The organism is Streptomyces sp. NPDC048637 (genome assembly GCF_040650675.1).
Lineage (GTDB): Bacteria > Actinomycetota > Actinomycetes > Streptomycetales > Streptomycetaceae > Streptomyces.
Genome location: NZ_JBEZHQ010000030.1, coordinates 1 through 26,150, shown reverse-complemented (window position 1 = coordinate 26,150; position 26,150 = coordinate 1). Strand labels below are relative to the sequence as shown.

Annotated in this window: 28 protein-coding genes and 1 pseudogene; 14 read left to right on the top strand and 15 right to left on the bottom strand. The window is 71.4% G+C overall.

From position 1 onward, the window contains the following. Positions 1-290: 290 nt before the first annotated feature. Positions 291-1,064: an SDR family oxidoreductase gene (locus AB0C46_RS29680; protein ID WP_362831557.1), complete on the bottom strand. Its 774-nt coding sequence runs from the start codon at positions 1,062-1,064 to the stop codon at positions 291-293. A 162-nt stretch (positions 1,065-1,226) separates the two neighbouring features. Here AB0C46_RS29680 and AB0C46_RS29675 point away from each other — a divergent pair, with 162 nt between their 5' ends. After that, entirely contained in the window at positions 1,227-1,856 is a 630-nt protein-coding gene (locus tag AB0C46_RS29675; protein ID WP_362831556.1) for a TetR/AcrR family transcriptional regulator, read from the top strand. 327 nt (positions 1,857-2,183) lie between these two features. Next, positions 2,184-3,656, top strand: coding sequence for a PAS domain-containing sensor histidine kinase (locus tag AB0C46_RS29670; protein WP_362831630.1), 1,473 nt, complete (start codon positions 2,184-2,186; stop codon positions 3,654-3,656). Between the two features lie 173 nt (positions 3,657-3,829). Here the strand turns inward: AB0C46_RS29670 and AB0C46_RS29665 are convergent, their stop codons facing one another. Both AB0C46_RS29665 and AB0C46_RS29660 read right to left on the bottom strand, forming a co-directional pair. Next, positions 3,830-4,087, bottom strand: a complete 258-nt coding sequence (locus AB0C46_RS29665) for a WhiB family transcriptional regulator (RefSeq protein WP_003983230.1) — start codon at positions 4,085-4,087, stop codon at positions 3,830-3,832. Positions 4,088-4,407: 320 nt separating this feature from the next. Next, entirely contained in the window at positions 4,408-5,391 is a 984-nt protein-coding gene (locus tag AB0C46_RS29660; RefSeq protein WP_362831555.1) for a diacylglycerol kinase family protein, read from the bottom strand. A 96-nt stretch (positions 5,392-5,487) separates the two neighbouring features. On the opposite strand from AB0C46_RS29660, the gene AB0C46_RS29655 reads away from it, so the two are divergent. Next, positions 5,488-5,952, top strand: coding sequence for a hypothetical protein (locus tag AB0C46_RS29655; RefSeq protein WP_362831554.1), 465 nt, complete (start codon positions 5,488-5,490; stop codon positions 5,950-5,952). Between the two features lie 114 nt (positions 5,953-6,066). Here the strand turns inward: AB0C46_RS29655 and AB0C46_RS29650 are convergent, their stop codons facing one another. The 4 genes from AB0C46_RS29650 to AB0C46_RS29635 form a co-directional block, all read right to left on the bottom strand. Continuing rightward, positions 6,067-7,026: an RNA polymerase sigma factor SigF gene (locus tag AB0C46_RS29650; protein ID WP_362831629.1), complete on the bottom strand. Its 960-nt coding sequence runs from the start codon at positions 7,024-7,026 to the stop codon at positions 6,067-6,069. Positions 7,027-7,069: 43 nt separating this feature from the next. Continuing rightward, on the bottom strand, positions 7,070-7,483 hold the full coding sequence (locus tag AB0C46_RS29645; protein WP_006603191.1) for an anti-sigma regulatory factor: 414 nt from the start codon (positions 7,481-7,483) through the stop codon (positions 7,070-7,072). Positions 7,484-7,775: 292 nt separating this feature from the next. Next, positions 7,776-8,264: a GNAT family N-acetyltransferase gene (locus tag AB0C46_RS29640; protein WP_362831553.1), complete on the bottom strand. Its 489-nt coding sequence runs from the start codon at positions 8,262-8,264 to the stop codon at positions 7,776-7,778. 32 nt (positions 8,265-8,296) lie between these two features. After that, on the bottom strand, positions 8,297-8,557 hold the full coding sequence (locus AB0C46_RS29635; RefSeq protein WP_362831552.1) for a UBP-type zinc finger domain-containing protein: 261 nt from the start codon (positions 8,555-8,557) through the stop codon (positions 8,297-8,299). Positions 8,558-8,615: 58 nt separating this feature from the next. Between AB0C46_RS29635 and AB0C46_RS29630 the strand changes: the two genes are divergently transcribed. After that, on the top strand, positions 8,616-10,217 hold the full coding sequence (locus tag AB0C46_RS29630; protein ID WP_362831551.1) for a Na+/H+ antiporter: 1,602 nt from the start codon (positions 8,616-8,618) through the stop codon (positions 10,215-10,217). Positions 10,218-10,332: 115 nt separating this feature from the next. On the opposite strand, the gene AB0C46_RS29625 is transcribed toward AB0C46_RS29630, so the two are convergent. Next, entirely contained in the window at positions 10,333-11,310 is a 978-nt protein-coding gene (locus tag AB0C46_RS29625) for a pyridoxal-phosphate dependent enzyme (protein ID WP_362831550.1), read from the bottom strand. Positions 11,311-11,348: 38 nt separating this feature from the next. After that, the gene (locus AB0C46_RS29620; protein WP_362831628.1) at positions 11,349-12,077 is read right to left on the bottom strand and encodes a helix-turn-helix transcriptional regulator; all 729 of its coding nucleotides are present in this window, start codon (positions 12,075-12,077) and stop codon (positions 11,349-11,351) included. A gap of 343 nt (positions 12,078-12,420) precedes the next feature. Here AB0C46_RS29620 and AB0C46_RS29615 point away from each other — a divergent pair, with 343 nt between their 5' ends. Further along, the gene (locus AB0C46_RS29615; RefSeq protein ID WP_362831549.1) at positions 12,421-12,636 is read left to right on the top strand and encodes a hypothetical protein; all 216 of its coding nucleotides are present in this window, start codon (positions 12,421-12,423) and stop codon (positions 12,634-12,636) included. A 44-nt stretch (positions 12,637-12,680) separates the two neighbouring features. On the opposite strand, the pseudogene AB0C46_RS29610 reads toward AB0C46_RS29615, so the two are convergent. Both AB0C46_RS29610 and AB0C46_RS29605 read right to left on the bottom strand, forming a co-directional pair. Continuing rightward, positions 12,681-12,839 (bottom strand): annotated as a pseudogene (locus AB0C46_RS29610) (1-aminocyclopropane-1-carboxylate deaminase); the annotation flags it as partial. A 182-nt stretch (positions 12,840-13,021) separates the two neighbouring features. After that, positions 13,022-13,255 (bottom strand): hypothetical protein, encoded by a 234-nt coding sequence (locus AB0C46_RS29605; protein WP_362831548.1) that lies wholly within the window; start codon positions 13,253-13,255, stop codon positions 13,022-13,024. Positions 13,256-13,352: 97 nt separating this feature from the next. Between AB0C46_RS29605 and AB0C46_RS29600 the strand changes: the two genes are divergently transcribed. The 3 genes from AB0C46_RS29600 to AB0C46_RS29590 all read left to right on the top strand — a co-directional run bounded on the left by AB0C46_RS29600 (position 13,353) and on the right by AB0C46_RS29590 (position 15,353). Then, positions 13,353-14,087, top strand: a complete 735-nt coding sequence (locus AB0C46_RS29600) for a helix-turn-helix domain-containing protein (RefSeq protein ID WP_362831547.1) — start codon at positions 13,353-13,355, stop codon at positions 14,085-14,087. 10 nt (positions 14,088-14,097) lie between these two features. Next, a complete protein-coding gene (locus AB0C46_RS29595; protein WP_362831546.1) occupies positions 14,098-15,018 on the top strand; it encodes a glutaminase in 921 nt (306 codons plus the stop codon). Positions 15,019-15,119: 101 nt separating this feature from the next. Continuing rightward, on the top strand, positions 15,120-15,353 hold the full coding sequence (locus AB0C46_RS29590) for a hypothetical protein (RefSeq protein WP_362831544.1): 234 nt from the start codon (positions 15,120-15,122) through the stop codon (positions 15,351-15,353). A gap of 18 nt (positions 15,354-15,371) precedes the next feature. On the opposite strand, the gene AB0C46_RS29585 is transcribed toward AB0C46_RS29590, so the two are convergent. From AB0C46_RS29585 to AB0C46_RS29570, 4 genes are all read right to left on the bottom strand, one after another. Further along, positions 15,372-15,794, bottom strand: a complete 423-nt coding sequence (locus AB0C46_RS29585; protein ID WP_362831542.1) for a VOC family protein — start codon at positions 15,792-15,794, stop codon at positions 15,372-15,374. A gap of 64 nt (positions 15,795-15,858) precedes the next feature. Beyond that, positions 15,859-16,797, bottom strand: coding sequence for a beta-ketoacyl-ACP synthase III (locus AB0C46_RS29580; protein ID WP_362831541.1), 939 nt, complete (start codon positions 16,795-16,797; stop codon positions 15,859-15,861). A 377-nt stretch (positions 16,798-17,174) separates the two neighbouring features. Next, positions 17,175-19,445, bottom strand: a complete 2,271-nt coding sequence (locus AB0C46_RS29575; RefSeq protein ID WP_362831540.1) for a heavy metal translocating P-type ATPase — start codon at positions 19,443-19,445, stop codon at positions 17,175-17,177. 84 nt (positions 19,446-19,529) lie between these two features. After that, complete coding sequence (locus AB0C46_RS29570) at positions 19,530-20,522, bottom strand: YafY family protein (protein WP_362831538.1); 993 nt, start codon at positions 20,520-20,522, stop codon at positions 19,530-19,532. Positions 20,523-20,669: 147 nt separating this feature from the next. On the opposite strand from AB0C46_RS29570, the gene AB0C46_RS29565 reads away from it, so the two are divergent. From AB0C46_RS29565 to crcB, 6 genes are all read left to right on the top strand, one after another. Beyond that, positions 20,670-22,223 (top strand): MFS transporter, encoded by a 1,554-nt coding sequence (locus AB0C46_RS29565; RefSeq protein ID WP_362831537.1) that lies wholly within the window; start codon positions 20,670-20,672, stop codon positions 22,221-22,223. 83 nt (positions 22,224-22,306) lie between these two features. Further along, the gene (locus AB0C46_RS29560; protein ID WP_362831535.1) at positions 22,307-23,467 is read left to right on the top strand and encodes a winged helix DNA-binding domain-containing protein; all 1,161 of its coding nucleotides are present in this window, start codon (positions 22,307-22,309) and stop codon (positions 23,465-23,467) included. Positions 23,468-23,595: 128 nt separating this feature from the next. Further along, positions 23,596-24,681: a magnesium and cobalt transport protein CorA gene (locus AB0C46_RS29555; protein ID WP_362831626.1), complete on the top strand. Its 1,086-nt coding sequence runs from the start codon at positions 23,596-23,598 to the stop codon at positions 24,679-24,681. A gap of 180 nt (positions 24,682-24,861) precedes the next feature. Continuing rightward, on the top strand, positions 24,862-25,299 hold the full coding sequence (locus AB0C46_RS29550) for a CrcB family protein (protein ID WP_362831533.1): 438 nt from the start codon (positions 24,862-24,864) through the stop codon (positions 25,297-25,299). Next, a complete protein-coding gene (locus tag AB0C46_RS29545; protein ID WP_362831532.1) occupies positions 25,296-25,682 on the top strand; it encodes a DUF190 domain-containing protein in 387 nt (128 codons plus the stop codon). The genes AB0C46_RS29550 and AB0C46_RS29545 overlap by 4 nt, the downstream gene beginning before the upstream one ends. Beyond that, positions 25,679-26,053 carry a fluoride efflux transporter CrcB gene (crcB, locus tag AB0C46_RS29540; protein ID WP_362831531.1) on the top strand — a complete coding sequence of 125 codons (375 nt, stop codon included), beginning with the start codon at positions 25,679-25,681 and terminating at the stop codon, positions 26,051-26,053. Before AB0C46_RS29545 ends, crcB begins: the two co-directional genes overlap by 4 nt. Positions 26,054-26,150: the final 97 nt, after the last annotated feature.

Genomic DNA, 26,150 nt, shown 5'->3' with positions numbered 1-26,150 from the left:
GCTTGGCCTGCCGTTCTGGAGAATGATCCATGTGGTATAGACCAATCTAGCAGAGGGGGTCACTCGGAACTCGTCGGCGCATCCGAACGGCCGGTCAAGTTTCCCCGGCGCCCGGCCTCCGAAGCCCGACGTCTGGCCTCCGACGCCCGGCCTCCGGTCCCCGACGCCCGGCCTCCGGCCCCCGACGCCCGGCCTCCGGCCCCCGACGCCCGGCCTCCGGCCCCCGACGCCCGGCCTCCGGCCCCCGACGTCCGTCCGCTCAGCTGCCCACACCGCCGGGCGGCACTCCGTCAGAGCAGTGCGCCGCCCGTCGCGTCGATCCACTGCCCCGTCACCCAACGGCTGTCGTCCGAGGCCAGGAAGGCCGCGATGTCGCCGATATCGGTGGGGTCCGCGATCCGGGCCAGCGGGGATATCTCCCTGACCCGCTGCCGCGCCGCGGTATTGGCCTCGCCCTGCAGCCATCCGGCATTCATGTCCGTGTTCACCGCCCCGGGTGCCACTGCGTTGACCGTGATCCCGCGCGGGCCCAGGTCCTTGGCGAGGGTCGAGGTGAACACATCGATGGCGCCCTTGGTCATGGCGTAGGCGATCAACTCGGGCTTGGCTGCGCCCCGCGTCAGCCCGGTCGAGGTGTTGATGATCCGCCCGCCGTCCCGCAGCCGGGGCAGTGCCTGCTGGGCGATGAAGAACGGCGCCTTCGTGTTGACCGCGAAGAGGAGGTCGAAGTCCTCCGCCGTCACCGCCTCGATCCGCTTCAGTGTGCCGTCGGCGGCCTTGTTGATCCCGGCGTTGTTGACCAGGATGTCCAGCCCCTCGGCCTGCTCGTCGAACGCGGCCCACAGCGCTTTGACGTCTCCCGGCACCCCCAGCTCGGCCTGGATGGCGAAGGCCCGGCCGCCGGCGGCCTCGATCGCCGAGACGGTCTCCTTGGCCGCGGTCCCGTCCCGGCCGTAATGCACACCGACCCGCGCGCCCTCCCTCGCCAGCCGCTCCGAGATGGCCCGGCCGATCCCCCTGCTGCCTCCCGTCACCAGTGCCGTCTTGCCGCTCAGCGCACTCATGGCAATGCCCCTCCCCGATCTGTATGCGGATGTCTCGGACGTGCAGGGAGGTGCACCGACGTGCACCGACGCACGCGACCCCGCGCCCGAGCTATTTGTGTATCGCTCGCTACAGAAAAACCGTAGCACGCGTTCCGTACCGACCGCTATAAAATTTCTGCCATGGCGACCAAGGAGACGAAACAGCGCGGGCGGCCCCGGTCCTTCGACCGCGAGACGGCCCTGGAGCAGGCGGTCCGGTCCTTCTGGGAGCGGGGCTACGAAGCCACCTCGATCTCCGACCTCACCCGCGCCATGGGCATCAGCGCCCCCAGCCTCTACGCCGCCTTCGGCGACAAGCGTGCCCTGTTCGACGAGGTCGTGACCGAGTACGGGCGGCTCTACGGAGGCTTCCTCTCCCGCGCCGTGGCCGAGGAGCCGACCGCCCGTCAGGGCGTCGAACGGGCGCTGCGCGAGGCCGCGGCCGAATACACCCTGCCCGGCCGCCCCCGCGGCTGCCTGGTCATCAGCGCCGCCCTGAACATCTCGCCCGCATCGGCCGAAGTCGCCGACTCCCTGCGGGAGATGAGGCTGTCGAACGTCCGGGAGTTCGCCGGCGCCATCCGCGCGGACATCGCCTCCGGCGAGCTGCCCGCCGACACCGACGCTGACGCGCTGGCCGCTTACACCGGCGCCGTCATCCAGGGCATGTCCCAGCAGGCACGCGACGGTGCGGAGCGGACGGAGCTGGAGGCGATCGCCGAGCTGGCGCTCAAGGCGTGGCCGCGGAAGATGAGCGGGGCTACCCGCTGAAGACCCCCGGAAGCACCCGCGGGCCGCGGCGCCGGGACAGGACCCTCAACCTGTCCGGCACCGCAGCCCGGAGCTGACATCGGCCGGTCCCGTCCTGCGGGCGGGATGTGCCCCCGTGTGCGGTAGGGGCACGGCCCGCCCTGGGACCGGTCGATCGGAGGCCTCGGCGCAGTCAGGGCAGAGAGCGCCTTCGGCCTCGTTCCGCTCTCCTGTGCGGGGAGGGCGGAGGTCTTTGCTGAATTCTGGACTAGACCATTCTTACTTGTCCATGCCCGTGCAGACACAACACATACACCGTACGCCGGTAGGCTCCAAGACGTGCCCTCCATGAACGATCTCGTACGCCAGCACACCGCTCTGAGCGACACCGACCTCGAGTGGCTCCATCTGCTGGTCTCGGAGTGGCAGCTGCTCTCCGATCTCTCCTTCGCCGATCTTGTGCTGTGGGTTCCCACCCTCGACGGCACCCGCTACGTATCGGTTGCCCAGATGCGACCCAATACGGGTCCCACCTCCTACCAGGACGACATGGTCGGCCATCTCGTTCCCCGCGGCCGCCGTCCGATGCTGGACTCCGCCCTGGACGAGGGCCGCATCGTACGCGAAGGCGACCCGGAGTGGCGGGAAGAGGTTCCGGTACGGGTCGAGTCCATCCCCGTACGCCGCGAGGGCCGGGTGCTCGGTGTGATCGCCCGCAACACCAATCTGCTGACCGTACGCACCCCCAGCCGGCTGGAGCTCACCTACCTCCAGAGCGCCTCCGACCTCGCCCAGATGATCGCTGCCGGATCGTTTCCCTTCCCTGGCCAGCAGGTCGACATGGACGCCTCGCCGCGCGCCGGTGACGGGCTGATCCGGCTCGACGCGGAAGGCGTCGTCCAGTACGCCAGCCCCAATGCGCTCTCCGCCTACCACCGGCTCGGCCTCGCCGCCGACCTGGTGGGCCACCACCTGGGCCAGGCCACCGCCGAACTGGCCCCCGCCCGCGGCCCGGTGGACGAGGCACTGGTGAAGCTCGCCAGCGGCTGGGCCCCCAGGGAGTTCGAGGTCGAGGGTAACGACGGCGTGATCCAGTTGCGCGCCATTCCGCTCAAGCCCAAGGGGACGCACCTCGGTTCCCTGGTCCTGCTCCGCGATGTGACCGAACTGCGACGTCGTGAGCGGGAGCTGATCACCAAGGACGCCACCATCCGGGAGATCCACCACCGGGTGAAGAACAATCTGCAGACGGTCGCCGCGCTGCTGCGGCTGCAGTCCCGCCGGATGGATTCCGAACAGGGCCGCGAGGCCCTCAACGAGGCCGTGCGCAGGGTCGGTTCGATCGCGATCGTGCACGAGACGCTGTCCCAGACCCTCGACGAACGGGTCGAGTTCGACGAGATCGCGGACCGGGTGCTGGCCATGGTCGCGGAGATCTCCCCGGGCAAGGTGACCACCCGCCGCACCGGGCGCTTCGGCATCCTGGACGCCGAAGTGGCCACCCCGCTGTCGATGGTGCTCACCGAGGTGCTGCAGAACGCCCTGGAGCACGCCTTCGACCAGACGGAGCGGGGCGTGGTCGAGGTCGGCGCGGTGCGCGGCGGCAGCCGGACCGAGCCGCGGCTGCTGGTCACCGTCCAGGACAACGGCCGCGGTCTGCCCGAGGGATTCGATCCGCATCGCGCCGGAAACCTGGGGCTGCAGATCGTACGGACCCTGGTCGAGGGGGAGTTGGGCGGAAAGTTCGACATGGTGCGGGCGCCCGAGCGCGGTACACAGGTCATTCTCGACGTCCCCGTGCGCGCCGAGAAGCAGCACTGAGATCCGGCGCCGCCGCCGGGCGGCCGCCGGTCCTGCCCTGAACAGCAGGAAGCCCCGGACCATGCGGTCCGGGGCTCAAAGCTGTTGCGATGCGATAACGACCGGGCTTGTCAGCGCCGGGGGTGCATCGGGTGTACTGCGCGCTGCGGCTCGGGGGCCACGGGGCTACTGGCTCAGGCGCTGGCGTTGCGCGCCCGGTTGCGAGCTGCACGGCGCTTCATCGCGCGGCGCTCGTCCTCGCTCAGACCACCCCAGACGCCGGAGTCCTGGCCGGACTCGAGCGCCCACTGCAGGCACTGCTCCATGACGGGGCAGCGGCGGCAGACGGCCTTGGCTTCCTCGATCTGCAGCAGCGCAGGACCGGTGTTGCCGATAGGGAAGAAGAGCTCGGGGTCTTCCTCGCGGCAAACGGCGCGGTGACGCCAGTCCATGGCTGCTCCATCTCCTCGTGTGACGGGATCGTTGCTTGTGAATGTGAACGCTTTCACGAATCCCTCCACAAGGGAAGGGCCGAACTCCAGTCGTGAACTGGCACGGTCCTGTGGAATGAGGAGGAGGATTCGGGCTCTCAAGGGGGCCGGTAAAGCGGCCGTCCCGATCGCCATGAAGAGACTCGCAAACCTCGGCTGCGGATACAACCCCTTCCGGAAACTTTTTTTTGAATCCTTGGTGTCGCCTAGCTCACAGCCGTCATTCCAGGGGGTGGAAACCAGTCTAAACGTTCGAGTGAAAGGACTTTAGGCCCTACTGCTCACACAATCACACGCAGTGCACGGCGTACGCCTGTGAACGTCACACTCGTACGCAGTCCCAGGTGGTCGCCGTCCATCTGGAAGGGCAGGGGAACCTGCGAATGCAAGGTGAAGTTCGTGAGGTCATGAAGTGAGAGGGCGTGTTTGCCATGGGGCCCGCGCTGTGGTGTTGACGTCAGCAACTGGGTCGCGTACCGGGCCACCGCGGACGGCGAGAGCTTGTTCAGTGCGAACAGATCCAGGGCCGTGTCGAACGAGGCGTCGGGGGACGGGTAGATCGGCCGATTGCCCAGATAGGACCACGGGGCGGTGTTGCAGATTATGGCCAGCGCCAGGTTCTCGACGGTCTCCGCGGCGTCCTCGGTCCCGCCCGGACGTTCGAGGGTGAGGACGCCCCGGTGGCGGCTGGCCTCGCCCAGGAACTGCCGTACGACCTGTCGCACATACAGGGCGTGGGTCGAACGCTTGCCGCGTTCACGCTGCTGCTCCACCCGGCCGACGACGCCGGCGTCGAAACCGAAGCCCGCACAGAAGGTGAACCAGCGTTCCGGTACGCCCTCGTCCACGCTGCCCGGGGTGCCGGCGGCCAGCCCGAGGCCGATCGTGCGCTCGCTGCCGTCGCGCAGCGCGTCCAGCAGGGCGCCGGTCGCCTCCACGACATCGTTGGGGAGTCCGAGCGCGCGGGCGAAGACATTGGTGGAGCCGCCGGGGACGACCGCCAGCCGCGGGTGTGAGTCCGGATCGGGGCCGTTGGCCAGCAGGCCGTTGACGACCTCGTTGACCGTGCCGTCGCCGCCGAGTGCCACGACCAGGTCGGTCTCCCCGCCCTCGGTGGCCTGCCGGGCAAGATCACGGGCGTGCCCGCGGTACTGCGTCTGTGCGACCTCCAGCTTGAGGTCGCTGGCGAGTGCGTGGGTCAGTACCTCACGGGTGCGGGCACTGGTGGTGGTTGCTGCGGGATTGACCACGAGAAGTGCGCGCATGTGCAGCAGCGTACCTACCTGCCGGTACCGGCCTCACGCCCCGTCCGGCTCCGGGGCATCACCGGAGGCCGGGAGGGCCGGCGCTACTCTGCTGGGGTGAGCAGTCAGCAGCAGAAGCAGTCCGTGTCCCGAGCCGCCGGCGCCCCCGCCGCGGCCGAGCCGACCGGCCCGCGGCCCGCGCGGCTGAGCGCCGCGGCGGCGCTCACCGCGGTCGAAGGGCTCGCCCTGGCCGCCCTCGGCGCCTACATGCTGATCATGGGTCTCGTCGGTTCGCCGGACAGCCCGCAGCAGGCGGAGATGGGCGGGCTCACCGTCCTCGCGCTCGCCCTGCTGCCGCTGGTGGCCGCGCGGGGACTGTGGCTGCGCCGCCGCTGGAGCCGGGGCCCCTCGCTGATCACCCAGATCGTGGCGCTGCCGGTGGCCTGGACGCTGGTCAACGGTGGCGGTGCGCTGATCGCGGCCGGTATCGGGCTGGCCGTGGCCGCGCTCGTCGTGCTCGTGCTGCTGGTCAACCCGACGGCCACCGAAGCGCTGGGCATCGGGCCGCGGGAGACACCCTGACGGCGGCGGTGCGGACGCGCCGCCCCGGGTGATCTCCGGGCGGGCGCGGCGGACTCCCGGAACGCACAGTGGGCGGGGCCTTCGAAGGCCCCGCCCACTTCGCTCATGCGCCGTTCACTCCTCGACGAGCAGCTTGTCGCGCAGCTGGGCGAGGGTGCGGGCCAGGAGACGGGAGACATGCATCTGGGAGATGCCGACCTCCTGGGCGATCTGCGACTGGGTCATATTGCCGAAGAAGCGCAGCAGCAGGATCTTCTTCTCACGCGGCGGCAGATCCTCCAGCAGCGGCTTGAGGGACTCGCGGTACTCCACGCCCTCCAGCGCCTCGTCCTCGGCGCCGAGGGTGTCGGCGACGGCCGGGGACTCGTCGTCCGTGTCCGGGACGTCGAGGGAGAGGGTGCTGTAGGCGTTGGCGGACTCCAGGCCCTCCAGCACCTCCTCCTCGGAGATCGCCAGATGCTCGGCCAGCTCATGGACCGTGGGCGCCCGGCCGTGCCGCTGGGACAGCTCGGCGGTCGCGGTGGTCAGCGAGAGCCGCAGCTCCTGGAGGCGACGCGGGACGCGGACCGCCCAGCCCTTGTCGCGGAAGTGCCGCTTGATCTCGCCGACGACGGTGGGGGTGGCGTATGTGGAGAACTCCACGCCGCGATCCGGGTCGAAGCGGTCGACGGACTTGATCAGGCCGATGGTGGCGACCTGGGTCAGATCGTCCAGCGGCTCGCCACGGTTACGGAAGCGCCGGGCCAGATGCTCGACGAGCGGGAGGTGCATACGGACGAGGGTGTTGCGCAGCTCCGCGCGCTCCGGGGAGCCGTCGGGCAGCTTGCGCAGCTCGTAGAACATCGCCCGGGCGCCGCTGCGGTCCTGCGGCTCCTGGGAATGCTGGTGATCCTGCAGCTTGTCGTCGGGGGCCGGCGCATCGTGCTGATGCGCCTGCTGCCCCGGCTGCTCGCTCTGCTCCATGTGGTCCGCCCGCTCTGCCTGCTCCGCCGCGTCCAACCGGCCGCCGTGGTCGTCTACGCCCACCGGATGCGGCCGGGCCTGCTGCTCGGGGATGGTCGCACTGGACGCCATCCTCCCGCCGCGTTCGAGATCTTTCACGGGGCCCCCTGTTCGGTCATGACGGTCCGGGACCGGCGCCGCGCTCCTTGTACAGACTGATGGTGACCGTTTGGTCCTCGGCGACGGTGGAATCGACCTTGCCGGCCAGTGCGGAGAGCACCGTCCAGGCGAAGGTGTCGCGCTCCGGGGCGCGGCCGTCGGTCGTCGGGGCCGACACGGTGACCTGCAGTGCGTCGTCGATGAGACGGAAGACGCAGCTCAGCACACTGCCGGGGACGGCCTGTTGCAGGAGGATCGCGCAGGCCTCATCGACCGCGATGCGCAGATCCTCGATCTCGTCGAGGGTGAAGTCCAAGCGGGCTGCGAGGCCGGCCGTGGCCGTACGCAGCACGGACAGGTAGGCACCCGCAGCGGGCAGACGGACTTCCACGAAGTCCTGAGTCCCGGGCTCGCCTGCGATCTGGGACACCCTCACCTCCAAGGTGGCACAAGCTGGTTGAGCTGGAATGCGCGATATTCGCGTTGTTCGGGATATTCGCGCCGGACTTTTCTCCCCTCGGACGAAAGGAGAACGATTCGGCGCGACACATGGTTCGGCTGTGACGCTATCGCGATCTGTGCGCCGGTGTCGCCCGGAAGGAGCACGACTGCCGTCCGGACGGCGATCCGGCCTTGGTTTGCCCGACGCCTTCACTGTCACTGATTGTAAAGCCACGGGTACGGACAGTGGCTAGGGGTGTGCACTGTCAAATCGATGCCGATTACGCTCCGTTGACCCGCGAGGTCACCGCAAGGTTGTGCAGTGCCTTTCCAGTGAGCCGGAAGACCGTCCATTCGTCCATGGGCTGAGCGCCGATCGCCCGGTAAAAACCGATGGACGGTTCATTCCAATCCAGGACTGACCACTCGAAACGCTCATAGCCACGGGCCACGCAGATCTCCGCGAGGGCCGCGAGCAGTGCCTTGCCGTGCCCGCCGCCGCGCGCCTCGGGACGGACGTACAGATCCTCCAGATAGACACCGTGCGTGCCCGTCCACGTCGAGAAGTTCCGGAACCACAGGGCAAAGCCCACCGGGGTGTCGTCGGCCTCCGCGATCAGTGCGAAGGCAGCCGGCTGCGGGCCGAAGAGGGCCTCCTCCAGCTGCGGCTCGGTGGCCTGCGCGGCCTCGGGGGCGCGCTCGTACGCGGCCAGCTCGCCGATCATGGCCAGGATGACCGGGACGTCGTCGGGGGTCGCTTCACGGATCATGTGTGAAGGCTAAACGGACTCCGCTGATCGCTTCACACCAGTTTCTGGTCGAGGAAGCACCAGCGCCAGGAGTCGCCCGGTTCCAGCGTCCGCATCACGGGGTGGCCGGTCTCCTCGAAGTGCCTGGTCGCATGCCGGAACGGCGAGGAGTCGCAGCAGCCGACATGGCCGCACACCAGGCACAGCCGCAGTTGTACGGGGTGGCTGCCGGCTGCCAGGCACTCCAGGCAGGTGGCGCTCTGCGGGGCCGGCTCGGGGCGCGGCAGTTCGGCAACGTGCGTGCACTCGCTCATGATGGCCAGGTTAGATCGCCGGGATGGTCGGTGAAGGGTACGGGGACGGGACGGGCCGATGGCTGTCATGCCGCTGTTTTTGCTGGTCGCCGGGAGCGCGGCGGTCGCCGGCGTGGCGCGCCGCACGCCGGTCCCCGCGCCGCTGCTGCTGGTCACCGTGGGGCTCGCGGCCGCCTACATCCCCGGTATCCCGGACTACACCCTCGATCCGCACATCGTGCTGCCGCTGGTGCTGCCGCCCCTGCTGCACACCGCGGCGCTGGACAGCTCGTATCTGGGGCTGCGGGCCAATCTGCGGCCGGTGGCGCTGCTGTCGGTCGGCTATGTGCTGTTCGCGACGTTCGTCGTCGGCTATGCGGCCTATCTCGTCATCCCGGGGCTGCCGCTGACCGCTGCCCTCGTCCTGGGGGCCGTCGTCGCCCCGCCGGACGCCGTCGCGGCCACCGCCATCGCCCGCAAGCTCGGGCTGCCGCACCGGATCACCACGATTCTGCAGGGTGAATCGCTGTTCAACGACGCCACCGCGATCACCGCGTACAAGGTCCTGGTGGCCGCGGCCATCGGGGCCGGCGCCACCTGGGGCGACGGGGCCGAGAAGTTCGCCGTCGCGTCCTTGGGCGGCATCGGCATCGGCATCGTCCTGATGGTGCCGCTGCACTGGCTGCGCGTCCGGCTGCGCGAGTCGGCGCTGCTGGAGAACACCCTCTCGCTGCTCATCCCGTTCGTCGCCTACGCGGCCGCCGAGCAGCTCCACGCCTCCGGGGTGCTCGCCGTCGTCGTGGTCGGCCTCTACCTGGGGCACCGCTCCTGGCAGGTCGACTTCGAGACCCGGCTCCAGGAGGACGCCGTCTGGAAGATGGTCTCCTTCATCCTGGAGTCCGCGGTCTTCGCGCTGATCGGGCTGCAGCTGCCGGTCGTGGTGCGCGGGCTGGGGGAGTTCAGCGCGACGCAGGCCCTCGGGTACGCGGCCGTGATGTTCGTCGTCGTGGTCCTGTCGCGGTTCGTGTGGGTCTTTCCCGCGACGTATCTGCCGCGCATGCTGTCGGCCCGGATCCGTACCCGCGAGCCGGACACGAACTGGACCGCGCCGGTCATCGTCGGCTGGGCCGGGATGCGCGGGGTGGTGTCGCTGGCCATCGCGTTCTCCATCCCTTCCGCACTGCACGGCGACGGCTCCTTCCCGGCGCGCAACCTCGTGCTCTTCCTGACCTTCACCACCGTCATCGCCACCCTCGTCATCCAGGGGCTGACGCTGCCGCCGCTGATCCGCGCGCTGAGGCTGCCCGGCCGGGACGCCCAGGCGGAGACGCTCGCCGAGGCGCAGGCGCAGAACGAGGCCTCGCGGGCCGCCGAGGAACGCCTGGAGGAGCTCCTCCAGGACCCGCGCAACGCCCTGCCGGGGCCCCTCGTCGACCGGTTGCGCAGCGTCATGGAGCGCCGCCGCAACTCCGTGTGGGAGCGGCTCGGCGCGGTCAACGAGGTCACCGGGGAGTCCGCCGACGAGACCTACCGGCGGCTGGCCCGGGAGATGATCGACGCCGAGCGCCGGGTGTTCGTCCAGCTGCGGGACATCCGGCGGATCGACGACGAGATGCTGCGGACGCTGCTGCGCAGGCTGGACCTGGAGGAGGCGACGGCCTACCGGGAGAGCGCCACTTAGGGTCTGCCGACTCATCCATGGGACAGACCCCAGGGCGTCGCCGGTCAGCGAGGTGATCCGGGGCAGGTCAGGGGCCGCCGTCAGCGGATGCGGCCGGGGCAGGTCAGGGCCGCCGTCAGCGGATGTGGCCGGGGTCCGGCTCAGGGGCGCCGGTGATCACGGCGGCCACGGTGCTGCCGGGGGCGAAGGCGCCCTCCCCGGCCAGCGCCGTCAGCCCGTACAGCAGCTTGGCGACGTAGATCCGCTCCAGCGGCAGCCCGTGCCGGTCCTCGAAAGCCGCCGCGAAGGCGTCGAGTTCCGGGGTGCGGCGGGCGTATCCGCCGCAGTGGAAGCGGTCCTCCAGCCGCCAGTCGCCGCGCGGTCCGCCGAACGCCGCGCGCTGCAGCTCCGCGACCGTCTCCTGGAGGAAGTGCGGCCGGCCGCCCTTCAGTACGGGGAAGCCCAGGGCGCGCTGCCCCGGCGCCAGTCCCGCGGCGAGTCCGGCGAGGGTGCCGCCCGTTCCGCAGGCCACCGCGACCGTGTCCGCGGTCCCGCGCAGCTCCCGGCCCAGCTCCGTACAGCCCTGTGCGGCAAGGGCGTTGCTGCCGCCCTCCGGTATGAGGCGGAAGGCGCCGAAGCGGTCGTGCAGCTCGGCGAGCACGTCCGGGTCGGCCCGCCGGCGGTAGTGGGACCGGTCGATGAAGTGCAGCCGCATGCCGTCGGCGGCGCAGCGGGCCAGCGACCAGTTGAGCGGCGCGCCGGCCAGCTCGTCGCCGCGGACCACGCCGAAGGTGGCGAAGCCGAGCAGCCGGCCGGCAGCGGCGGTGGCCCGCAGATGGTTGGAGTACGCGCCGCCGAAGGTCAGCAGCGCACGCTCACCCGCCGCGGCCGCGGCCCGCAGATTCGGCGCCAGCTTGCGCCATTTGTTGCCCGGAGGGTACAGCTCCGCTGGTCCAAGCGCAGCCGTGTCCCCAGGCAGCGTGGTGTGAATGAGGTCATCCCGCTTCAGCAGCAGCCGCACGCCCCGGCGGGCGAACCGCTCGTCCTCGATCTCCTGGAGGGGCGAGGGAGGACGGGGCCGGAGGGCGGTGGCGAGGTCTACGGGGTGGTTCACCCGTCCATTGTGGCCGCTGTTCCTAGGAAGCTCCCCGGTCAGCCCACCGGTACCGCGCGGCTCCACAACTCCTCGGAGTGCTCCGCGAACCGGTCGAACATGCCCCCGCCCCCCTGGCGGCGCAGATGCAGCAGTGGTGAGTCATGCCCCACCAGCCGCGCCAGGTGAGGGGTCACAAGCGCTTCGCTGTCGAACCGGAAGACCGACAGCGAGACGTGGTTCACCGCGTCCTCAGCGCTGCTGTAGCGCGTCTCCAGCCCAGGCAGGGCACCCAACTGGTCCAAGTGCTCCAGAGTGATCCGAATCCGGGTGGACACGCTCAAGGCAACATCTTCGATCGCTTCCCGCTGTGTGGTGACCTCCCCGGCGGGGTCACCGAGAAGAATCCTGACCCGACAGCCGGACTCGGCCTTGCGGCGTATCGTCTCGGCGAACCGGGGCAACTGGGTCCAGAAGAAGTAGTTCGTGTATCCGGCGAGGAACAGTTCCTCACTGCTGTTCTCGACAAGCTCAGCCCACACGGTGGACGGGCAGGCCGACCGGTACGGATACGAGTGGACCAGCTCACGGTCGTTTCCGGTCTTGATGCGGTCCTTCACCGCTCGGGGCCACAACATCTCTTCATCAACTCCCAACGCTCGGCAGGCGTCCTCACGATTGGTTGCGTGCGGCACCAGTCCGGCGTCAGCCAACCACCGCTCCACGGTCTTGCTGGTCACCCCCACTCGGGCCGCTAGCTTCCGGGGCGAGAGACCGGCATCTGCCATAGCTGATCGTAAGGCGACGTTCAAGACTTCCCCCTCAGACGTTTGGGCCGTTTCGACGCTACGCCTGGAACCGCCCAACTGTCCCTGGTACGGGGCGGATACGTCCGCAAGGGCGATCCACTATCGGGCACATGGAACGCCAGACAGCGATGCAAGGGCCCGTACACCTGATGATGCCTGTGAGCTCTCCCGAACCTGCCACGGGGTGTGATGTCTGCGGCGCCCTGGTCAAGCAACGTGGTGAAGCTCAGGCGAGAGGGGACCGCTCCGCTGTATCCGACTGCAACGTCGAGCTGGCCGCCCACCCCAAGCACCGAAAGCCCAGGGGGTGAGAGTGATGGACATGGAGACCTGGCGAGAGGACCGCAAGAGCGCCGATGACGCCGTCGCAGCGATCCGGGAGGCCTTCTCCGTACTCGGCCTTTCGGACGCCATCGGCAGAGGCATTCGGCCTGTGGTCACCCGCTCGGGAAAGGCATATGTCGATCTGGGCATGCTCCGTGCGGACCAGGTCGAGCAGGCAGCGAAAGCGATCTGCGCGGCAAGCCGCCACGGATGACCCGTGCACGGTTGGTTCTTGACGCCTCCCCGGCCGGTCGCCTTCAGCTCCGGGTGGATCAGATCGTCCCGCTTCAGCAGCAGCCGTACCCCGCGGCGGGTGAACGGCGCGTCTTCGATCTCCTGGACGGGGGAGGGCAGACGCGGGCGCAGGGCGTGCGGGTCCGGCAGCGGGCCGGGGGCGGTGCTGGTCACGCGGTCCATTGTCCCGTGTGCCGGGGGTGCGGGCCCGTCCCGTGGCCCGCGCCGCGAGGGCACCGGTGGCCCCCACGTCCTTCCGTGCGCCGCGCACCGGGAACCGCGGCGGTCCGCGGCGGTCCGCGCCGGACCGTGGCGTGGCCGCCAGGGACCGAACGGCCCGCCCTCGGGGGTGTCTCCCCTAGTCCCTAGTCGTGCAGGAACGCGTCCCCGTGTGCGTTGACGTGCGCCTCCAGGGTGTTGAGGGCGTCCTGGGTCGCCTGGGGCGATCCGCTGCCCCGCCGCTCGGCGAAGTACGCGGCGCCCAGCTTTCTCAGCAGCTCACTGCCGGCGCGGTTCTGCTGCACCTCGTCGACCTTCTGCTTGCCCTGCGCAAGCCCCTGCCGGGCCTGCTCCTTGGCTCGGTCGAGAAACCCTGACATGTGCCACCTCCGTGCGGTCCGTGTCGTAAGGGATCAACGGCGCGGACGGCCGTGGGGTTCCCGTGCCAGGCTGGGGCATGTGGGCGAAACGCGCGACATGAAGGGGCCACATGGCGTATCCGGCGGGTACCAGGAGCGTGCCTCCCGGCTGGCCGGCGCGGTGCTGTGGGCCCGCACCATGCGGCCCGCGGCCCGGCCGGTGCTGCCCGACGGGTGTACGGATCTGATCTGGAGCGCGGGCCGGCTGCTGGTGGCGGGCCCGGACACCGGGCCGCAGTCCGTGGACGGCCTGCCGCCCGGTACCCCCCTCGTCGGGCTGCGCTTCGCGCCCGGCCAGGGCCCCGCCGTCTTCGGCGTACCGGCCCGGGAACTGCGCGATAGGCGGGTGCCGTTGGCGGATCTGTGGCCCGCCGGCCGGGTACGGGAGCTGACCGAGCGACTGGCGGCCGCCGGGGCGCCGGGCGGCGCGGCCGGTATCGGCCGCCTGCTGGAGGAGACCGCCGTGGCCCGCCTCCGGGAAGGCACCGGCGAGGACGGCCGGACCGCCGCCGTCGCCGCGGCGCTCGCCCGCAGCCGCCCCGTCGCCGAGGTCGCCCGCGCCGTCGGGCTCGGCGAACGCCAGCTGTACCGGCTGAGCCTGGACGCGTTCGGCTACGGCCCCAAGACGCTCACCCGGGTGCTCCGGCTCGTGCGCGCGCTCGACCTGGCGCGCTCCGGGATGCCCTGGGCACAGGTCGCGGCGCGCGCCGGGTACGCGGATCAGGCGCACCTCGCGCGCGAGGTGAAGTCGCTGGCGGGGGCCCCGATGGGGGTGCTGCTCGCCCCGGGTTAGCGTGTCCGTCATGGACTACCAGGCCGTTCTCGAGGAGGTAGCGGCCCATGCCAGGCCGTTCGTGCGACAGGGGCGGGTCGCCGACTACATACCGGCGCTCGAACGGGTGCCCGCGGACCGGTTCGGGATCGCGGTGGCCGATATCCACGGCGAGGTCTACGGGGTCGGCGACTGGGAGGTCCCGTTCTCCGTCCAGTCCATCTCGAAGGCCTTCTCGCTGGCGCTGGTGATGGGGCAGAGCCATGACGGCCATGACGACATCTGGCGGCGGGTGGGCCGCGAGCCGTCCGGTACGCCGTTCAACTCGCTGGTCCAACTGGAGGCGGAGGACGGCATCCCGCGCAACCCGTTCATCAACGCGGGTGCGCTGGTGGTCACCGACCGGCTGCAGACCCTCACCGGCGATGCCAGCACGTCGATGCTGCACTTCCTGCGTGAGGAGAGCGGCAACCCGGACCTCGCCTTCGACCAGGCGGTGGCCGACTCCGAGGCCGAGCACGGCGACCGCAACGCCGCCCTGGCGCACTTCATGGCGTCCTTCGGCAACCTGGAGAACCCCGTCCCCAGCGTCATCGAGCACTACTTCTGGCAGTGCTCGATCGAGATGAGCTGCCGGGATCTGGCCGTGGCCGGCGGCTTCCTCGCCCGTCACGGGCTGCGCGCCGACGGCAGCCGGCTGCTGGAGGCCCGCGAGGCCAAACGGATCAATGCGGTGATGCTGACCTGCGGGACGTATGACGCGGCCGGGGAGTTCGCCTACCGCGTCGGGCTGCCCGCGAAGAGCGGGGTCGGCGGCGGCATCATCGCCGTCATCCCCGGCCGCTGCACGCTGTGCGTCTGGAGCCCGGGACTCGACGCCCGCGGCAACTCCGTGGCGGGCGCCGCGGCCCTGGACCACTTCACGACGCTGACGGGGTGGTCGGTGTTCTGACCGGGGCCGCGGCCCGGTTCCCGGCCCTCGGGCCAGGCCCCGGGTTTGCCGTTGTGGCCTCCGAACCGCTGGCGCATCGTGGGCGTAGGAGGTGCACCGCCATGGAGCACGAGATGCGCGCTGAGTACGAGGAAGGCGTTCTGCCGCACGCGGACACGCCGGTGAAGATCTGGCACATGGTGCGGCTGGACGGCACCACGGCGATGTGCGGACGGGAACTGGCCCCGGCCGCCGCCACCCAGACGGCCGCGGTCTGGGGCACGCCCAAGGGAGAGCCGTTCTGTCACACCTGCGGCGCGCTGTACCTGCGCGAGCACCCCGGCGACATCGGCTAGCAGGCGGGCCCGCCGCCCCTAGGGCAGCGGGGCGAACAGGTCGACCCCGTGGCCGTCCGGGTCCTGTACGACGGCGTAGCGCTGCCCCCAGAACGCGTCCCACGGGGGCTTCTCGCCCGTGTAGCCGGCGTCGGTGAGCTCCGCGTAGAGCTTGTCGACGCCGGCGGGACCGGCGCACTCGAAGGCCAGCCCCGTGGGGGTGCCGCCCTGGGGCGGGGTCCAGTCCGGGTCGATGGCGCGTGCGGTCTCGTGGGTGTCCCACATCAGTCGCAGACCGCCGGGGAGCGGTGCCTCGGCGTGCGGGGCGGTGTCCGCGTCGGCGGGGATGTCCAGGCCGAGGCGGCGGTAGAAGGCGAGGGCGGCGGGCATGTCGGCGACGACCATGCCGAGGGCCGCGAAACGCGGGGCGGAGGGGGCGGTGGGAGACGGAGAAGTGGTCATACGGCGAGCGTAGGCAGCCCGCCGGGCCGGGTCTTGAACGAATCGGACCTGGGCCCGGCGCGTCTCACGGGCAGTGGATGACCTGTCCCGCGTACGAGAGATTGCCGCCGAAGGCGAACAGCAGCACCGGGGCGCCGGAGGCGAGCTCGCGCCGCTCGACCAGCTTGGACAGGGCGAGCGGGACGGAGGCCGCGGAGGTGTTCCCGGAGTCGACGACGTCCTTGGCGACCACCGCGTTGACCGCGCCGATCCGCTCCGCGACCGGCTCGATGATCCGCAGATTGGCCTGGTGCAGCACCACCCCGGCGAGATCGGCGGGGGTGATCCCGGAGCGTTCGCAGACCTTGCGGGCGATGGCCGGCAGCTGGGTCGTGGCCCAGCGGTAGACGGTCTGGCCCTCCTGGGCGAACCGGGCCGGCTCGCCCTCGATGCGTACCGCACCGCCCATCTGCGGCACCGAGCCCCACAGCACCGGACCGATGCCCGGCTCCGGCGCGGCACCGACCACCGCGGCGCCCGCCCCGTCGCCGACCAGCACACAGGTCGAGCGGTCCGTCCAGTCGACGACGTCGGTGAACTTCTCCGACCCGATGACCAGCGCATGGGTCGCGGAACCGGCCCGGATGGCGTGGTCGGCGGTGGCCAGCGCATGGGTGAAGCCGGAGCAGACGACGTTCAGGTCCATCGTGGCGGGTGCGTCCAGGCCGAGCCGGGCGGCGACCCGGGCCGCGGCGTTCGGGCTGCGGTCGTGGGCCGTGCAGGTGGCGACCAGCACCAGGTCGATGTCCTGAGGGGCCAGGCCACTGGCGGCCAGGGCCTTGGCCGCGGCGGCGGCCGCCATCGAGTCCACGGTCTCGTCCGGGGCGGCGACATGGCGGGTACGGATGCCGACCCGGCTGCGGATCCAGGCATCGTCGGTGTCGACGATCTTGGCGAGATCGTCGTTGGTGAGCACGCCGGAGGGCTGGTAATGGCCGAGGGCCAGGACGCGTGACCCGGTCATGAGTTCCCCTGTACGTGGGTGGGCGGTATGCCCACCAGTCTCACCCCTCGGTGCCGCCCGGCTGCTGCGTGAACTGCCAAGGTTCGGTCGCCAGAACTGGAGACACTTGTCAGAACCGGGGCGGTCAGCCCCCTGTGCCGCGGCCCGCGGGCGGCCCCGGCGAGGGGCGCCCGCGGGCCGCGGGACGGATCGCGCAGGGGCAGCAGCCCGCCCGATCCCACGGCAGACCCGGACCGTCGCGCGGGTATTGCTCCGCTCGCGGGCGCGTCCCGGCAGCTGCCCGACGCCCGGAGGATCCCGATACGGCGCCGCCCGGACACTCCCCGTCACGGCCCCGCCCGGACACTCCCCGTTACGGCAACACCCGGACACCCCCGTTACGGCAACGCCCGGAAGCGCCGCAGTCGCAGACTGTTGCCCACGACGAAGACCGAGGAGAAGGCCATCGCGGCGCCGGCGATCATCGGGTTGAGCAGTCCGGCCGCGGCCAGCGGCAGTGCTGCGACGTTGTAGCCGAACGCCCAGAACAGATTGGTCCGGATGGTGCCGAGCGTCGCACGGGCCAGGCGGATGGCGTCCGCAGCGGCGCGCAGATCGCCCCGTACGAGGGTGAGGTCACCGGCCTCGATGGCGGCGTCGGTGCCGGTGCCCATCGCCAGCCCCAGGTCGGCGCGGGCCAGCGCGGCCGCGTCATTGACGCCGTCGCCGACCATGGCGACCGAGCGGCCCTCGGACTGCAGCCGGGCGACGACCGCGACCTTGTCCTCGGGAAGCACCTCGGCGATCACCTCGTCGATCCCGACCTCGGCGGCCACCGCGGTCGCGACGGCCTCGTTGTCGCCGGTCAGCAGGACCGGTGTCAGCCCCAGGGCGCGCAGCCGGCGCACCGCCTCGGCGCTGGTGGGCTTCACCGCGTCGGACACGACCAGCACCGCACGCGCCGCGCCGTCCCAGCCGACCGTGACGGCGGTACGGCCCCGGGCCTCGGCCGCGGCCTTGGCGGCCGCCAGCTCGGGCGTCAGGTACTGGCTCCACCGGTTCAGCAGCTGCTCGCGGCCCACCAGGACGGCATGGCCCTCGACCACTCCCCGGACGCCCAGGCCCGGGACGTTCTCGAAGTCCTCGGGGGCGGGCAGCGTGGCGCCACGGGACTCGGCCCCGGTGGCGACGGCGCGGGCAATGGGGTGCTCGGAGGCGTGTTCCAGCGCGCCGGCCAGCCGCAGCGCCTCCCCCTCCGTCACTCCCTCGGCGAGGTGGACCTCGGTCAGCGTCATCACCCCGGTGGTGACCGTGCCGGTCTTGTCCAGGACGACGGTGTCCACCCGCCGGGTTGACTCCAGCACCTCCGGCCCCTTGAGCAGGATGCCGAGCTGGGCGCCGCGTCCGGTACCGACCATCAGCGCGGTCGGGGTGGCCAGCCCCAGGGCGCACGGGCAGGCGATGATCAGGACGGCGACGGCCGCGGTGAAGGCGGCCACCGCGCCGTGGCCGGTGCCGAGCCAGTAGCCGAGCGTGCCCAGGGCGAGCGCGATCACGACCGGGACGAAGACCGCGGAGATCCGGTCGGCCAGCCGCTGCGCCGCGGCCTTCCCGTTCTGCGCGTCCTCGACCAGCCGCGCCATCCGGGCCAGCTGGGTGTCCGCGCCGACCCGGGTGGCCTCGACGACCAGCCGGCCGCCCGCGTTGACGGTGGCGCCGGTGACGGTGTCGCCGGGGGAGACCTCGACGGGAACGGACTCGCCGGTGAGCATCGAGGCATCCACCGCGGAAGCGCCCTCCACCACCGTCCCGTCGGTGGCGATCTTCTCGCCGGGCCGTACGACGAAGCGGTCCCCGACGCTCAACGCGCCGACAGGGACACGGACTTCGCGGCCGTCCCGCAGCACGGCGACCTCCTTGGCGCCCAGCTCCAGCAGCGCCCGCAGCGCCGCGCCCGCCTTCCGCTTCGCGCGCGCCTCGAAGGAGCGGCCGGCCAGGATGAAGGTGGTGACCCCGGCTGCCGCCTCCAGGTAGATGGCGCCGCTGCCGTCGGTGCGGGCGAGGGTCAGCTCGAAGGGGTGTGTCATCCCCGGCATGCCCGCGGTGCCGAAGAACAGCGCCCACAGCGACCAGCCCAGCGCCGCGAGGGTGCCCATGGAGATGAGGGTGTCCATCGTGGCGGCGCCGTGCCGCAGATTCGTCCAGGCGGCCCGGTGGAACGGCCAGGCGCCGTAGGCGACCACCGGGGCGGCCAGGGTCAGCGAGAGCCACTGCCAGTTGGTGAACTGCAGGGGAGGCACCATCGCCATCAGCACCACCGGGACGGTGAGGGCGAGGGAGACCAGCAGACGCTGACGCAGCGCGGCGTGCGCCGCGTCGTCCCGGCCGTCCGCCGCTTCCCCGGCGGCGGCACCGGGGGTTTCGGCGGGGGCCGGCGGCGGGGGGACCGTCGCGGTGTAGCCGGTCTTCTCCACGGTGGCGATCAGGTCCGCGGCCGCGACGCCGCTGCCTTCCGCGACCGCCACCTGCGCCTTCTCGGTGGCGTAGTTGACGGTGGCGGTGACCCCCTCCATGCGGTTCAGCTTCTTCTCGATGCGGGCGGCGCACGAGGCGCAGGTCATCCCGCCGATCTCCAACTCGACGCCGTGCGCTCCGATCGCGGTCGTCATGCCTGCTCCTCGGTCTGCTGCGAGTGCGTGTCTCCTTCTCCGAGGAGAATCATATACCCCCCTAGGGTATTCCCTGGAGTGCTGTCACGGCGTCGCGCCCTCCTCCTCTCCCGCTGCCGCCCCCGCCGCCCGGTTCGCCCGGCCGCCCATCGCCCGCAGATACGCGGCCAGCTCCGGCGGTTCGTGCACGGTGAACTCATGCCCCAGCAGCGCCAGCCGGACCGCCAGCCACTCCAGCGCATCGGGGGCGCTGTGCCAGCGACAGGACGTCTCGCCGACCGCTTCGACCTCGCCCACCGCCGAGCCGCCCAGCTTGGCGGCCACCTCCGCGGCCGGTGCGTACACGGTCGCCACCGCCCGGTGCGTCGCGGCCCGCCCCTGCATCCGCTCCCGGACGTAGGCGCCCGCGTCGGCGGCCGGCAGGGTGCGTGGCGGGGTCCGGACGCCGGTGGGGAACGGCTCGCTCAGCCGGTCCACCCGGAAGATCCGCCAGTCCTCCCGGTCGTTGTCGTACGCCACGAGATACCAGCGGCGCCCCGACGCGACCAGGCGGTGCGGCTCCACCAGACGCTTGCTGCGGGCGCCGGCACCGGCCCGGTAGCGGAAGCGCAGCCGCTCATGGTTGGTGATCGCCGCGGCGAGCACCGTCAGATGCTCCGGGTCGACGGTCGGGTGGTCGCCGGACGGCAGTGCGACGGTGGCCGTGCCGAGCGTGCCCACCCGGCGCCGCAGCCGGGCCGGCAGCACCTGCTCCAGCTTGGCGAGCGCCCGTACGGACGCCTCCTCGATGCCCTCGACGGTGTGCCCGGCGGCCGAGCGCAGACCGACCGCGATGGCCACCGCCTCGTCGTCGTCCAGCAGCAGCGGCGGCATCGCGGCGCCCGCGGCCAGCCGGTAGCCGCCCTCCGCGCCCATCGTGGCGTGGACGGGGTAGCCCAGCTCGCGCAGCCGGTCGATATCGCGGCGGATCGTCCGGGTGGTGACCCTCAGCCGCCCGGCCAGCTCGCTGCCGGGCCATTCGCGCGGGGTCTGCAGCAGGGACAGCAGATTCAGCAGTCGCGCCGATGTCTCACTCATGGGACCGATGATGGCGCTCCCAGTAGGACCGGAGCTGTCCTATACGGCGCCTAATGTCGAAGACCTCGACGCCACGGCCGGCCACCGCCCGGCGGCACCGGCGTCGCCTTCCGCTCCCTTCCGCACCGGTTCCCCTGGAGAACGCCCATGACCACGACCGTGCCCGCGGCCCACGAGGCGGCCGCCCCGGCCCCCGCGGCGGCCGGCCGCAGACGCTGGATCGCCCTCGCCGTCCTGCTGACCGCGAGCTTCATGGACCTGGTCGACGCGACCATCGTCAATATCGCCATCCCGAGCATCCAGCGGGACACCGGTGCGAGCTTCAGCGCCGTGCAGTGGGTCACCGCCGGCTATGCCCTCGCCTTCGCCCTCGGCCTGATCACCGGCGGCCGGCTCGGCGACATCTACGGCCGCAAGAAGCTGTTCCTGCTCGGCATGGGCGGCTTCACCCTCGCCTCCGCGCTGTGCGGTTTCGCAGCGGACCCCGGCATGCTGGTCGGCGCGCGGGTGCTGCAGGGCGCGATGGCCGCGCTGATGGTGCCGCAGGTGCTGGCGATCATCCACGTCAGCTTCCCGGCGGGCGAGCGCGGCAAGGTCTTCGGGATGTTCGGCGCGGTGATCGGCCTCGGCGCGGTCTGCGGCCCGCTGATCGGCGCCCTGCTCACCGAGGGCGACCTGCTCGGCCTGGAATGGCGCCCGATCTTCCTGATCAATCTGCCGGTCGGGATCGCCGGCATGTTCCTCGGCCGCCGCTTCCTCACCGAGTCCAGGGCCACGCAGGCCCTGCGTGTCGACCTCATCGGGACCGCGCTGGCCACCGTGGGCCTGCTGATGCTGCTCTACCCGCTCACCCAGGGACGCGAGTCCGGCTGGCCGCTGTGGGGCTTCGTCTCGATGGCCGCGAGCCCGCTCGTCCTGGCGGTCTTCGTCCGCTACGAGCGGATCAGGGCCCGCAAGGACGGCTCGCCGCTCGTCGAACTCTCCCTCTTCAAGGTGCGGACCTTCGCGGCGGGCGCCGGCGTCCAGCTGACCTTCGGTGTGGTCACCGGTCTCTTCTTCCTGGTGTGGACGCTCCATATGCAACTGGGGCTGGGCTGGGGCCCGTTGCACGCCGGGCTGACCGGGGTGCCGTTCTCGCTCGCCTGCTCCACCGCGGCCGGGATGTCCGTGCAGAAGCTGGTGCCGCGGTTCGGACGCGCGGTGCTGCAGGCCGGCGCGCTGATCATGCTCTCCGGTGCACTGCTCTACGTCTGGGAGGCCGGGCACTACGGCACCGCCCTGCAGTCCTGGCAGATGGCACCGGCGATGCTGCTGATGGGAGCCGGGATGGGCCTGATCGTCGCCCCGATCACCGACGCGGCGATCTCCGAGGTCCCGGCCGAGCACTCCGGCTCGGCCTCCGGCATCTTCAACACCACCGGCCAGCTGGGCATGGCGCTCGGTCTCGGCCTGTCGTCGGTGGCCTTCTTCGGGGTCGTCGGCGGTACGGGGGAGCCGGGCGGCGCAGGGGCCGCGGCCGCGCTCGGGCCCGCCTTCGTCGACGCCACCACCCACGCCCTGTGGTGGATCTCCGGCGGTCTGGTCCTCATCTTCGGCCTGCTGTTCCTGCTGCCGCGGCGGGTGCCCGCCCCGGACGCACCGGAGCGGACGGCCCCCGCCGACGGCGCGGAGGCGGAGCAGCGGCCCGTCCTGGTCTCCTGACGGAACACCCCCGCACGCCCGCACCGCAGCAGCCCCCGCACCCCGTCCGCACCCGACGCACCACCGAGCCGAGGAGCCCCGCCGTGCCGAGCAGAACCCTCACCTGGAACGAGGTGAGCGCCCGCCGCCTGGAGCGCTCCGGGCTCGCCGGGAAGCCGGTGGCGCAGGACCCCGCGGGGATCGCGGCCGCACTGTGCGGGGCACACGCCCAGGTGCTGTCCGCGGCGGAGCTCTCGCTCATGCTGCGGACGGACCATGGCACCCGCACCGCCGTCCGCGACGCCCTGTGGTCCGACCGCAGCCTGGTCAAGACGTACGGTCCGCGCGGCACGGTGCATCTGCTGCCCACCGCCGAGCTGCCGATGTGGACCGGTGCGCTGTCGGCCGTACCGGCCGGCAGCAGCCCCTTCACCCCGGAGGTCCGGCTCACGCCCGGACAGACCGAAGAGGTGCTCGCGGCGATCGAGGACGCGCTGGCCGACGCCGAGCTGACCATCGACGAGCTGAGCGAGGCGGTGGTCGCCCGCACCGGGCCCTGGGCCGGTGAGCTGGTGATGCCCGCCTTCCAGGGGAAGTGGCCGCGCTGGCGGCAGGTGATGCACCGGGCCGGTCAGCGGGGCGCCCTCTGCTTCGGCCCCAACCGGGGCCGCAAGGTCACCTACACCAGCCCGCGGCGCGCCCTGCCCGGATTCCGCCCGGCGGACGGCCCGACCGCCCTCGCCGCACTCGTACGGCGCTATCTGTACGCGTACGGTCCGGCCACCCCGCAGGACTTCGCGACCTGGTGCGGCGCCCCGTCCGGCTGGTCGGCCCGGCTCTTCGCCTCCCTCGGCGGCGACCTGCAGCAGGTCGACTTCGCGGGCTCACCCGCCTGGATCCTGGCCGGCGACACCGACACACCCGCCGGCGAACCCTCCGGTGTCCGTCTGCTGCCCTATTTCGACGCCTATGGCATCGCCTGCCGGCCCCGCGATCTGCTCTTCCCCGGCCGGGCGGCCGAGCGCGCGCTGGCCGGGCGGCAGGCCGGGAACTTCCCCGTGCTGCTGATCGACGGTACGGTCGCCGGTGTCTGGCACCAGCGCCGCTCCGGACGCCGGATGATCCATCTCACGGTCGAGCCGCTGACACCGCTGACCGCCCGGCAGCGGCGCGGCCTGGACACCCAGGTGCAGCGCGTCGGTGAAATCCTCCAGGGCACCACGGAGTTGACGATCGGCACGGTGAGCGTGGGGCCGCACGCCTAGCCCGTGCGGCCCGCCGGGCCCCGGAGCGCGCCGCGCAACCCAGGGTTTTCGCTCCGCCCCGCTGCGTAAAAACGGCCGCTTCGCCGTACCGTTCACGGCCTCCCGCGGGCCATACTGGCCGGGTGTCGATGATCAGCAATCTCCGTAAGGCCGTCCGGCTGCCGCAGCCGCGCACCCGGGGAGTCGACCTCAGCCACCCGGCGCGGTCGCCGCTCGGCACCGCCGTGGTGAACTGCGCGGTGTACGTGGACGGCGTGCGGCAGGAGGGCGACCACCCGGCCGATGTGGCGATCCACCGGGTCCGGAAATCCGGCAGTGGATTTGTCTGGATCGGGCTGCATGAGCCGTCCGAGAAGGAATTCGCCGGAATTGTCGAGCTGTTCGGGCTCCACCCGCTCGCCGTCGAGGACGCGGTCTACGCCCATCAGCGGCCGAAGCTGGAGCACTACGACGACTCGCTGTTCACCGTCTTCAAGACGGTCTGCTATGTCGATCACGACCGGCTCACCGACACCAGTGAGGTCGTGGAAACCGGCGAGATCATGGTCTTCACCGGCGCCGACTTCGTGATCACGGTGCGGCACGGCGGGCACGGTTCGCTGGGCCCGCTCCGTGAACAACTGGAGCGTGTGCCCGAGCAGTTGGCGCTCGGTCCGTCCGCCGTGCTGCACGCCGTCGCCGACCTCGTCGTGGACGACTACCTCGATGTCGCGGCCGCCGTCCAGGACGATATCGACGACGTCGAGAGCGAGGTCTTCTCCGTACGCGGAAGCGGCGGGGCCGGCCGGATCTACCAGCTCAAGCGCGAGCTGCTGGAACTCAAGCGCGCCGTGGCCCCCTTGGACCGGCCCATGCAGGAGCTGGCGACCCGGCCGGTGTCCGAGGTCGACCCCCGGATCAAGACCTACTTCCGGGACGTCGCCGACCACCTCGACCGCGTCACCGAGCAGATCACCGCCTTCGACGACCTGCTCAACTCCATACTGCAGGCCCATCTCGCCCAGGTCACCGTCGCCCAGAACGAGGACATGCGCCGGATTAGCGCCTGGGTCGCGATCCTGGCCGTACCGACCATGATCTGCGGTGTGTACGGCATGAATTTCGACCATATGCCGGAAAAGCGCTGGACGTTCGGCTATCCGCTGGTGATGACCGTCATACTGACCCTCTGCTGGGTGATCCACCGCGGCTTCAAGCGGAACGGGTGGCTCTAGGGCCTGTCCGGCGGATCAGGGTCGGAAAGGCCCTAGCCTCCCTTGGCGGTTCTGTGGCCCTGGCCCCGTCGAGACGGTGACGGCAGGCCATGGCGTTCCCGCCCCGCCACCGCCCCGTCTGCCGCGGCACCGGCGGCGGAGCGGCGGTAGCCTGAGAGCGCCGATGATCTCGGGAGGCTCATGGACGCGCAACGCCGCCGGGCGGCGCCCTGGCAAGGGCAGTGGCCGGTGATCGGTGTGGTGGCCGTGGGCGGCGGCATCGGCGCCGCGGCCCGTTACGGGGCAGCCCTCCTCTGGCCCACCGGCAAAGGTTCCTTCCCCTGGACCACCCTGGGCGTCAATGCCGTCGGCTGTGCGCTGATGGGCGTGCTGATGGTGCTGATCACCGAGGTCTGGTCGGCCCACCGGCTGGTGCGTCCATTCCTCGGCACCGGCATCCTCGGCGGCTTCACGACCTTCTCCACCTATGCCGTGGACATCCAGCGGCTGATCGGCGCCGGGCACCCGGCCGAGGCCATGGCCTATCTCGCGGGCACCGTAGTCGCCGCCCTCGCGGCCGTAGGGGGCGCGGTGACCGGCACACGTGCACTTCTCGAACTGAGGCGGCGGACGGTATGACACACGGCACGGCACAGCCGGGCGGCGCACCGGCGCTCCGGCTCACGGTCCTCGTCGGCGAACAGGACGGGTGGCACCACAAGCCCCTGTACGCGGAGATCGTGCACCGCGCCCGCGCGGCCGGACTGGCCGGGGCCAGTGTCTTCCGCGGCATCGAGGGCTTCGGCGCCACCTCGCTCATCCACACCCAGCGGCTGCTGACGATGAGCGAGGAGATGCCGGTCGCGATCGTCGTCGTCGACACCGAGGAACGGGTCCGCTCCTTCCTCCCGCAGCTGGACGAACTCCTCACGGACGGCGGAACGGTCACCCTCGAACCGTGCGAGCAGATCACCTACCCCCGCACGGGCGGTACGGCTCCGGGGGAGGGCGGCCGCGGGTGAACTGGCTGCTGGTGCTGGCCGGGGCGATGGTCGGGGCGCCGCTGCGCTTCCTCACCGACCGCTATGTGCAGTGCCAGCACGACACGGTCTTCCCCTGGGGGACGTTCACCGTCAATGTCGCCGGCTCTCTGATCTTCGGCCTGCTGACCGGCGCGGTCGCCGCCGGCGCTGCCTCCTCGCACGCCCAACTCCTCCTCGGCACCGGCCTGTGCGGAGCGCTGACGACCTACTCGACCTTCTCGTACGAGACGCTCCGGCTGGCGGCCGACGGGGCGCGGGGCGGTGCCGCCGCCAATGTCGTGGGGAGCGTGCTGGCCGGGCTCGCAGCCGCGTTCGCCGGGGCGGCTGCCGCTCAGGCGCTGTGGGGCTGACCCGGGCGGGCGGCCGGGTGGCAGACGAAAGTGGTGGGGCTCCGGGGAGCCCCACCACTAGTGGGGGGCCAGGTAATCGAGCGCGGGTGGGGTACGC

Bases quoted from the DNA above. Each gene is read 5' to 3' on its own strand.
- AB0C46_RS29680 (WP_362831557.1), bottom strand. From the start codon at position 1,064: ATGAGTGCGCTGAGCGGCAAGACGGCACTGGTGACGGGAGGCAGCAGG.
- AB0C46_RS29675 (WP_362831556.1), top strand. From the start codon at position 1,227: ATGGCGACCAAGGAGACGAAACAGCGCGGGCGGCCCCGGTCCTTCGAC.
- AB0C46_RS29670 (WP_362831630.1), top strand. From the start codon at position 2,184: ATGAACGATCTCGTACGCCAGCACACCGCTCTGAGCGACACCGACCTC.
- AB0C46_RS29665 (WP_003983230.1), bottom strand. From the start codon at position 4,087: ATGGACTGGCGTCACCGCGCCGTTTGCCGCGAGGAAGACCCCGAGCTC.
- AB0C46_RS29660 (WP_362831555.1), bottom strand. From the start codon at position 5,391: ATGCGCGCACTTCTCGTGGTCAATCCCGCAGCAACCACCACCAGTGCC.
- AB0C46_RS29650 (WP_362831629.1), bottom strand. From the start codon at position 7,026: ATGGCGTCCAGTGCGACCATCCCCGAGCAGCAGGCCCGGCCGCATCCG.
- AB0C46_RS29640 (WP_362831553.1), bottom strand. From the start codon at position 8,264: ATGATCCGTGAAGCGACCCCCGACGACGTCCCGGTCATCCTGGCCATG.
- AB0C46_RS29635 (WP_362831552.1), bottom strand. From the start codon at position 8,557: ATGAGCGAGTGCACGCACGTTGCCGAACTGCCGCGCCCCGAGCCGGCC.
- AB0C46_RS29630 (WP_362831551.1), top strand. From the start codon at position 8,616: ATGGCTGTCATGCCGCTGTTTTTGCTGGTCGCCGGGAGCGCGGCGGTC.
- AB0C46_RS29620 (WP_362831628.1), bottom strand. From the start codon at position 12,077: ATGGCAGATGCCGGTCTCTCGCCCCGGAAGCTAGCGGCCCGAGTGGGG.
- AB0C46_RS29615 (WP_362831549.1), top strand. From the start codon at position 12,421: ATGGAGACCTGGCGAGAGGACCGCAAGAGCGCCGATGACGCCGTCGCA.
- AB0C46_RS29605 (WP_362831548.1), bottom strand. From the start codon at position 13,255: ATGTCAGGGTTTCTCGACCGAGCCAAGGAGCAGGCCCGGCAGGGGCTT.
- AB0C46_RS29600 (WP_362831547.1), top strand. From the start codon at position 13,353: ATGAAGGGGCCACATGGCGTATCCGGCGGGTACCAGGAGCGTGCCTCC.
- AB0C46_RS29595 (WP_362831546.1), top strand. From the start codon at position 14,098: ATGGACTACCAGGCCGTTCTCGAGGAGGTAGCGGCCCATGCCAGGCCG.
- AB0C46_RS29590 (WP_362831544.1), top strand. From the start codon at position 15,120: ATGGAGCACGAGATGCGCGCTGAGTACGAGGAAGGCGTTCTGCCGCAC.
- AB0C46_RS29585 (WP_362831542.1), bottom strand. From the start codon at position 15,794: ATGACCACTTCTCCGTCTCCCACCGCCCCCTCCGCCCCGCGTTTCGCG.
- AB0C46_RS29580 (WP_362831541.1), bottom strand. From the start codon at position 16,797: ATGACCGGGTCACGCGTCCTGGCCCTCGGCCATTACCAGCCCTCCGGC.
- AB0C46_RS29575 (WP_362831540.1), bottom strand. From the start codon at position 19,445: ATGACGACCGCGATCGGAGCGCACGGCGTCGAGTTGGAGATCGGCGGG.
- AB0C46_RS29570 (WP_362831538.1), bottom strand. From the start codon at position 20,522: ATGAGTGAGACATCGGCGCGACTGCTGAATCTGCTGTCCCTGCTGCAG.
- AB0C46_RS29565 (WP_362831537.1), top strand. From the start codon at position 20,670: ATGACCACGACCGTGCCCGCGGCCCACGAGGCGGCCGCCCCGGCCCCC.
- AB0C46_RS29555 (WP_362831626.1), top strand. From the start codon at position 23,596: ATGATCAGCAATCTCCGTAAGGCCGTCCGGCTGCCGCAGCCGCGCACC.
- AB0C46_RS29550 (WP_362831533.1), top strand. From the start codon at position 24,862: ATGGACGCGCAACGCCGCCGGGCGGCGCCCTGGCAAGGGCAGTGGCCG.
- AB0C46_RS29545 (WP_362831532.1), top strand. From the start codon at position 25,296: ATGACACACGGCACGGCACAGCCGGGCGGCGCACCGGCGCTCCGGCTC.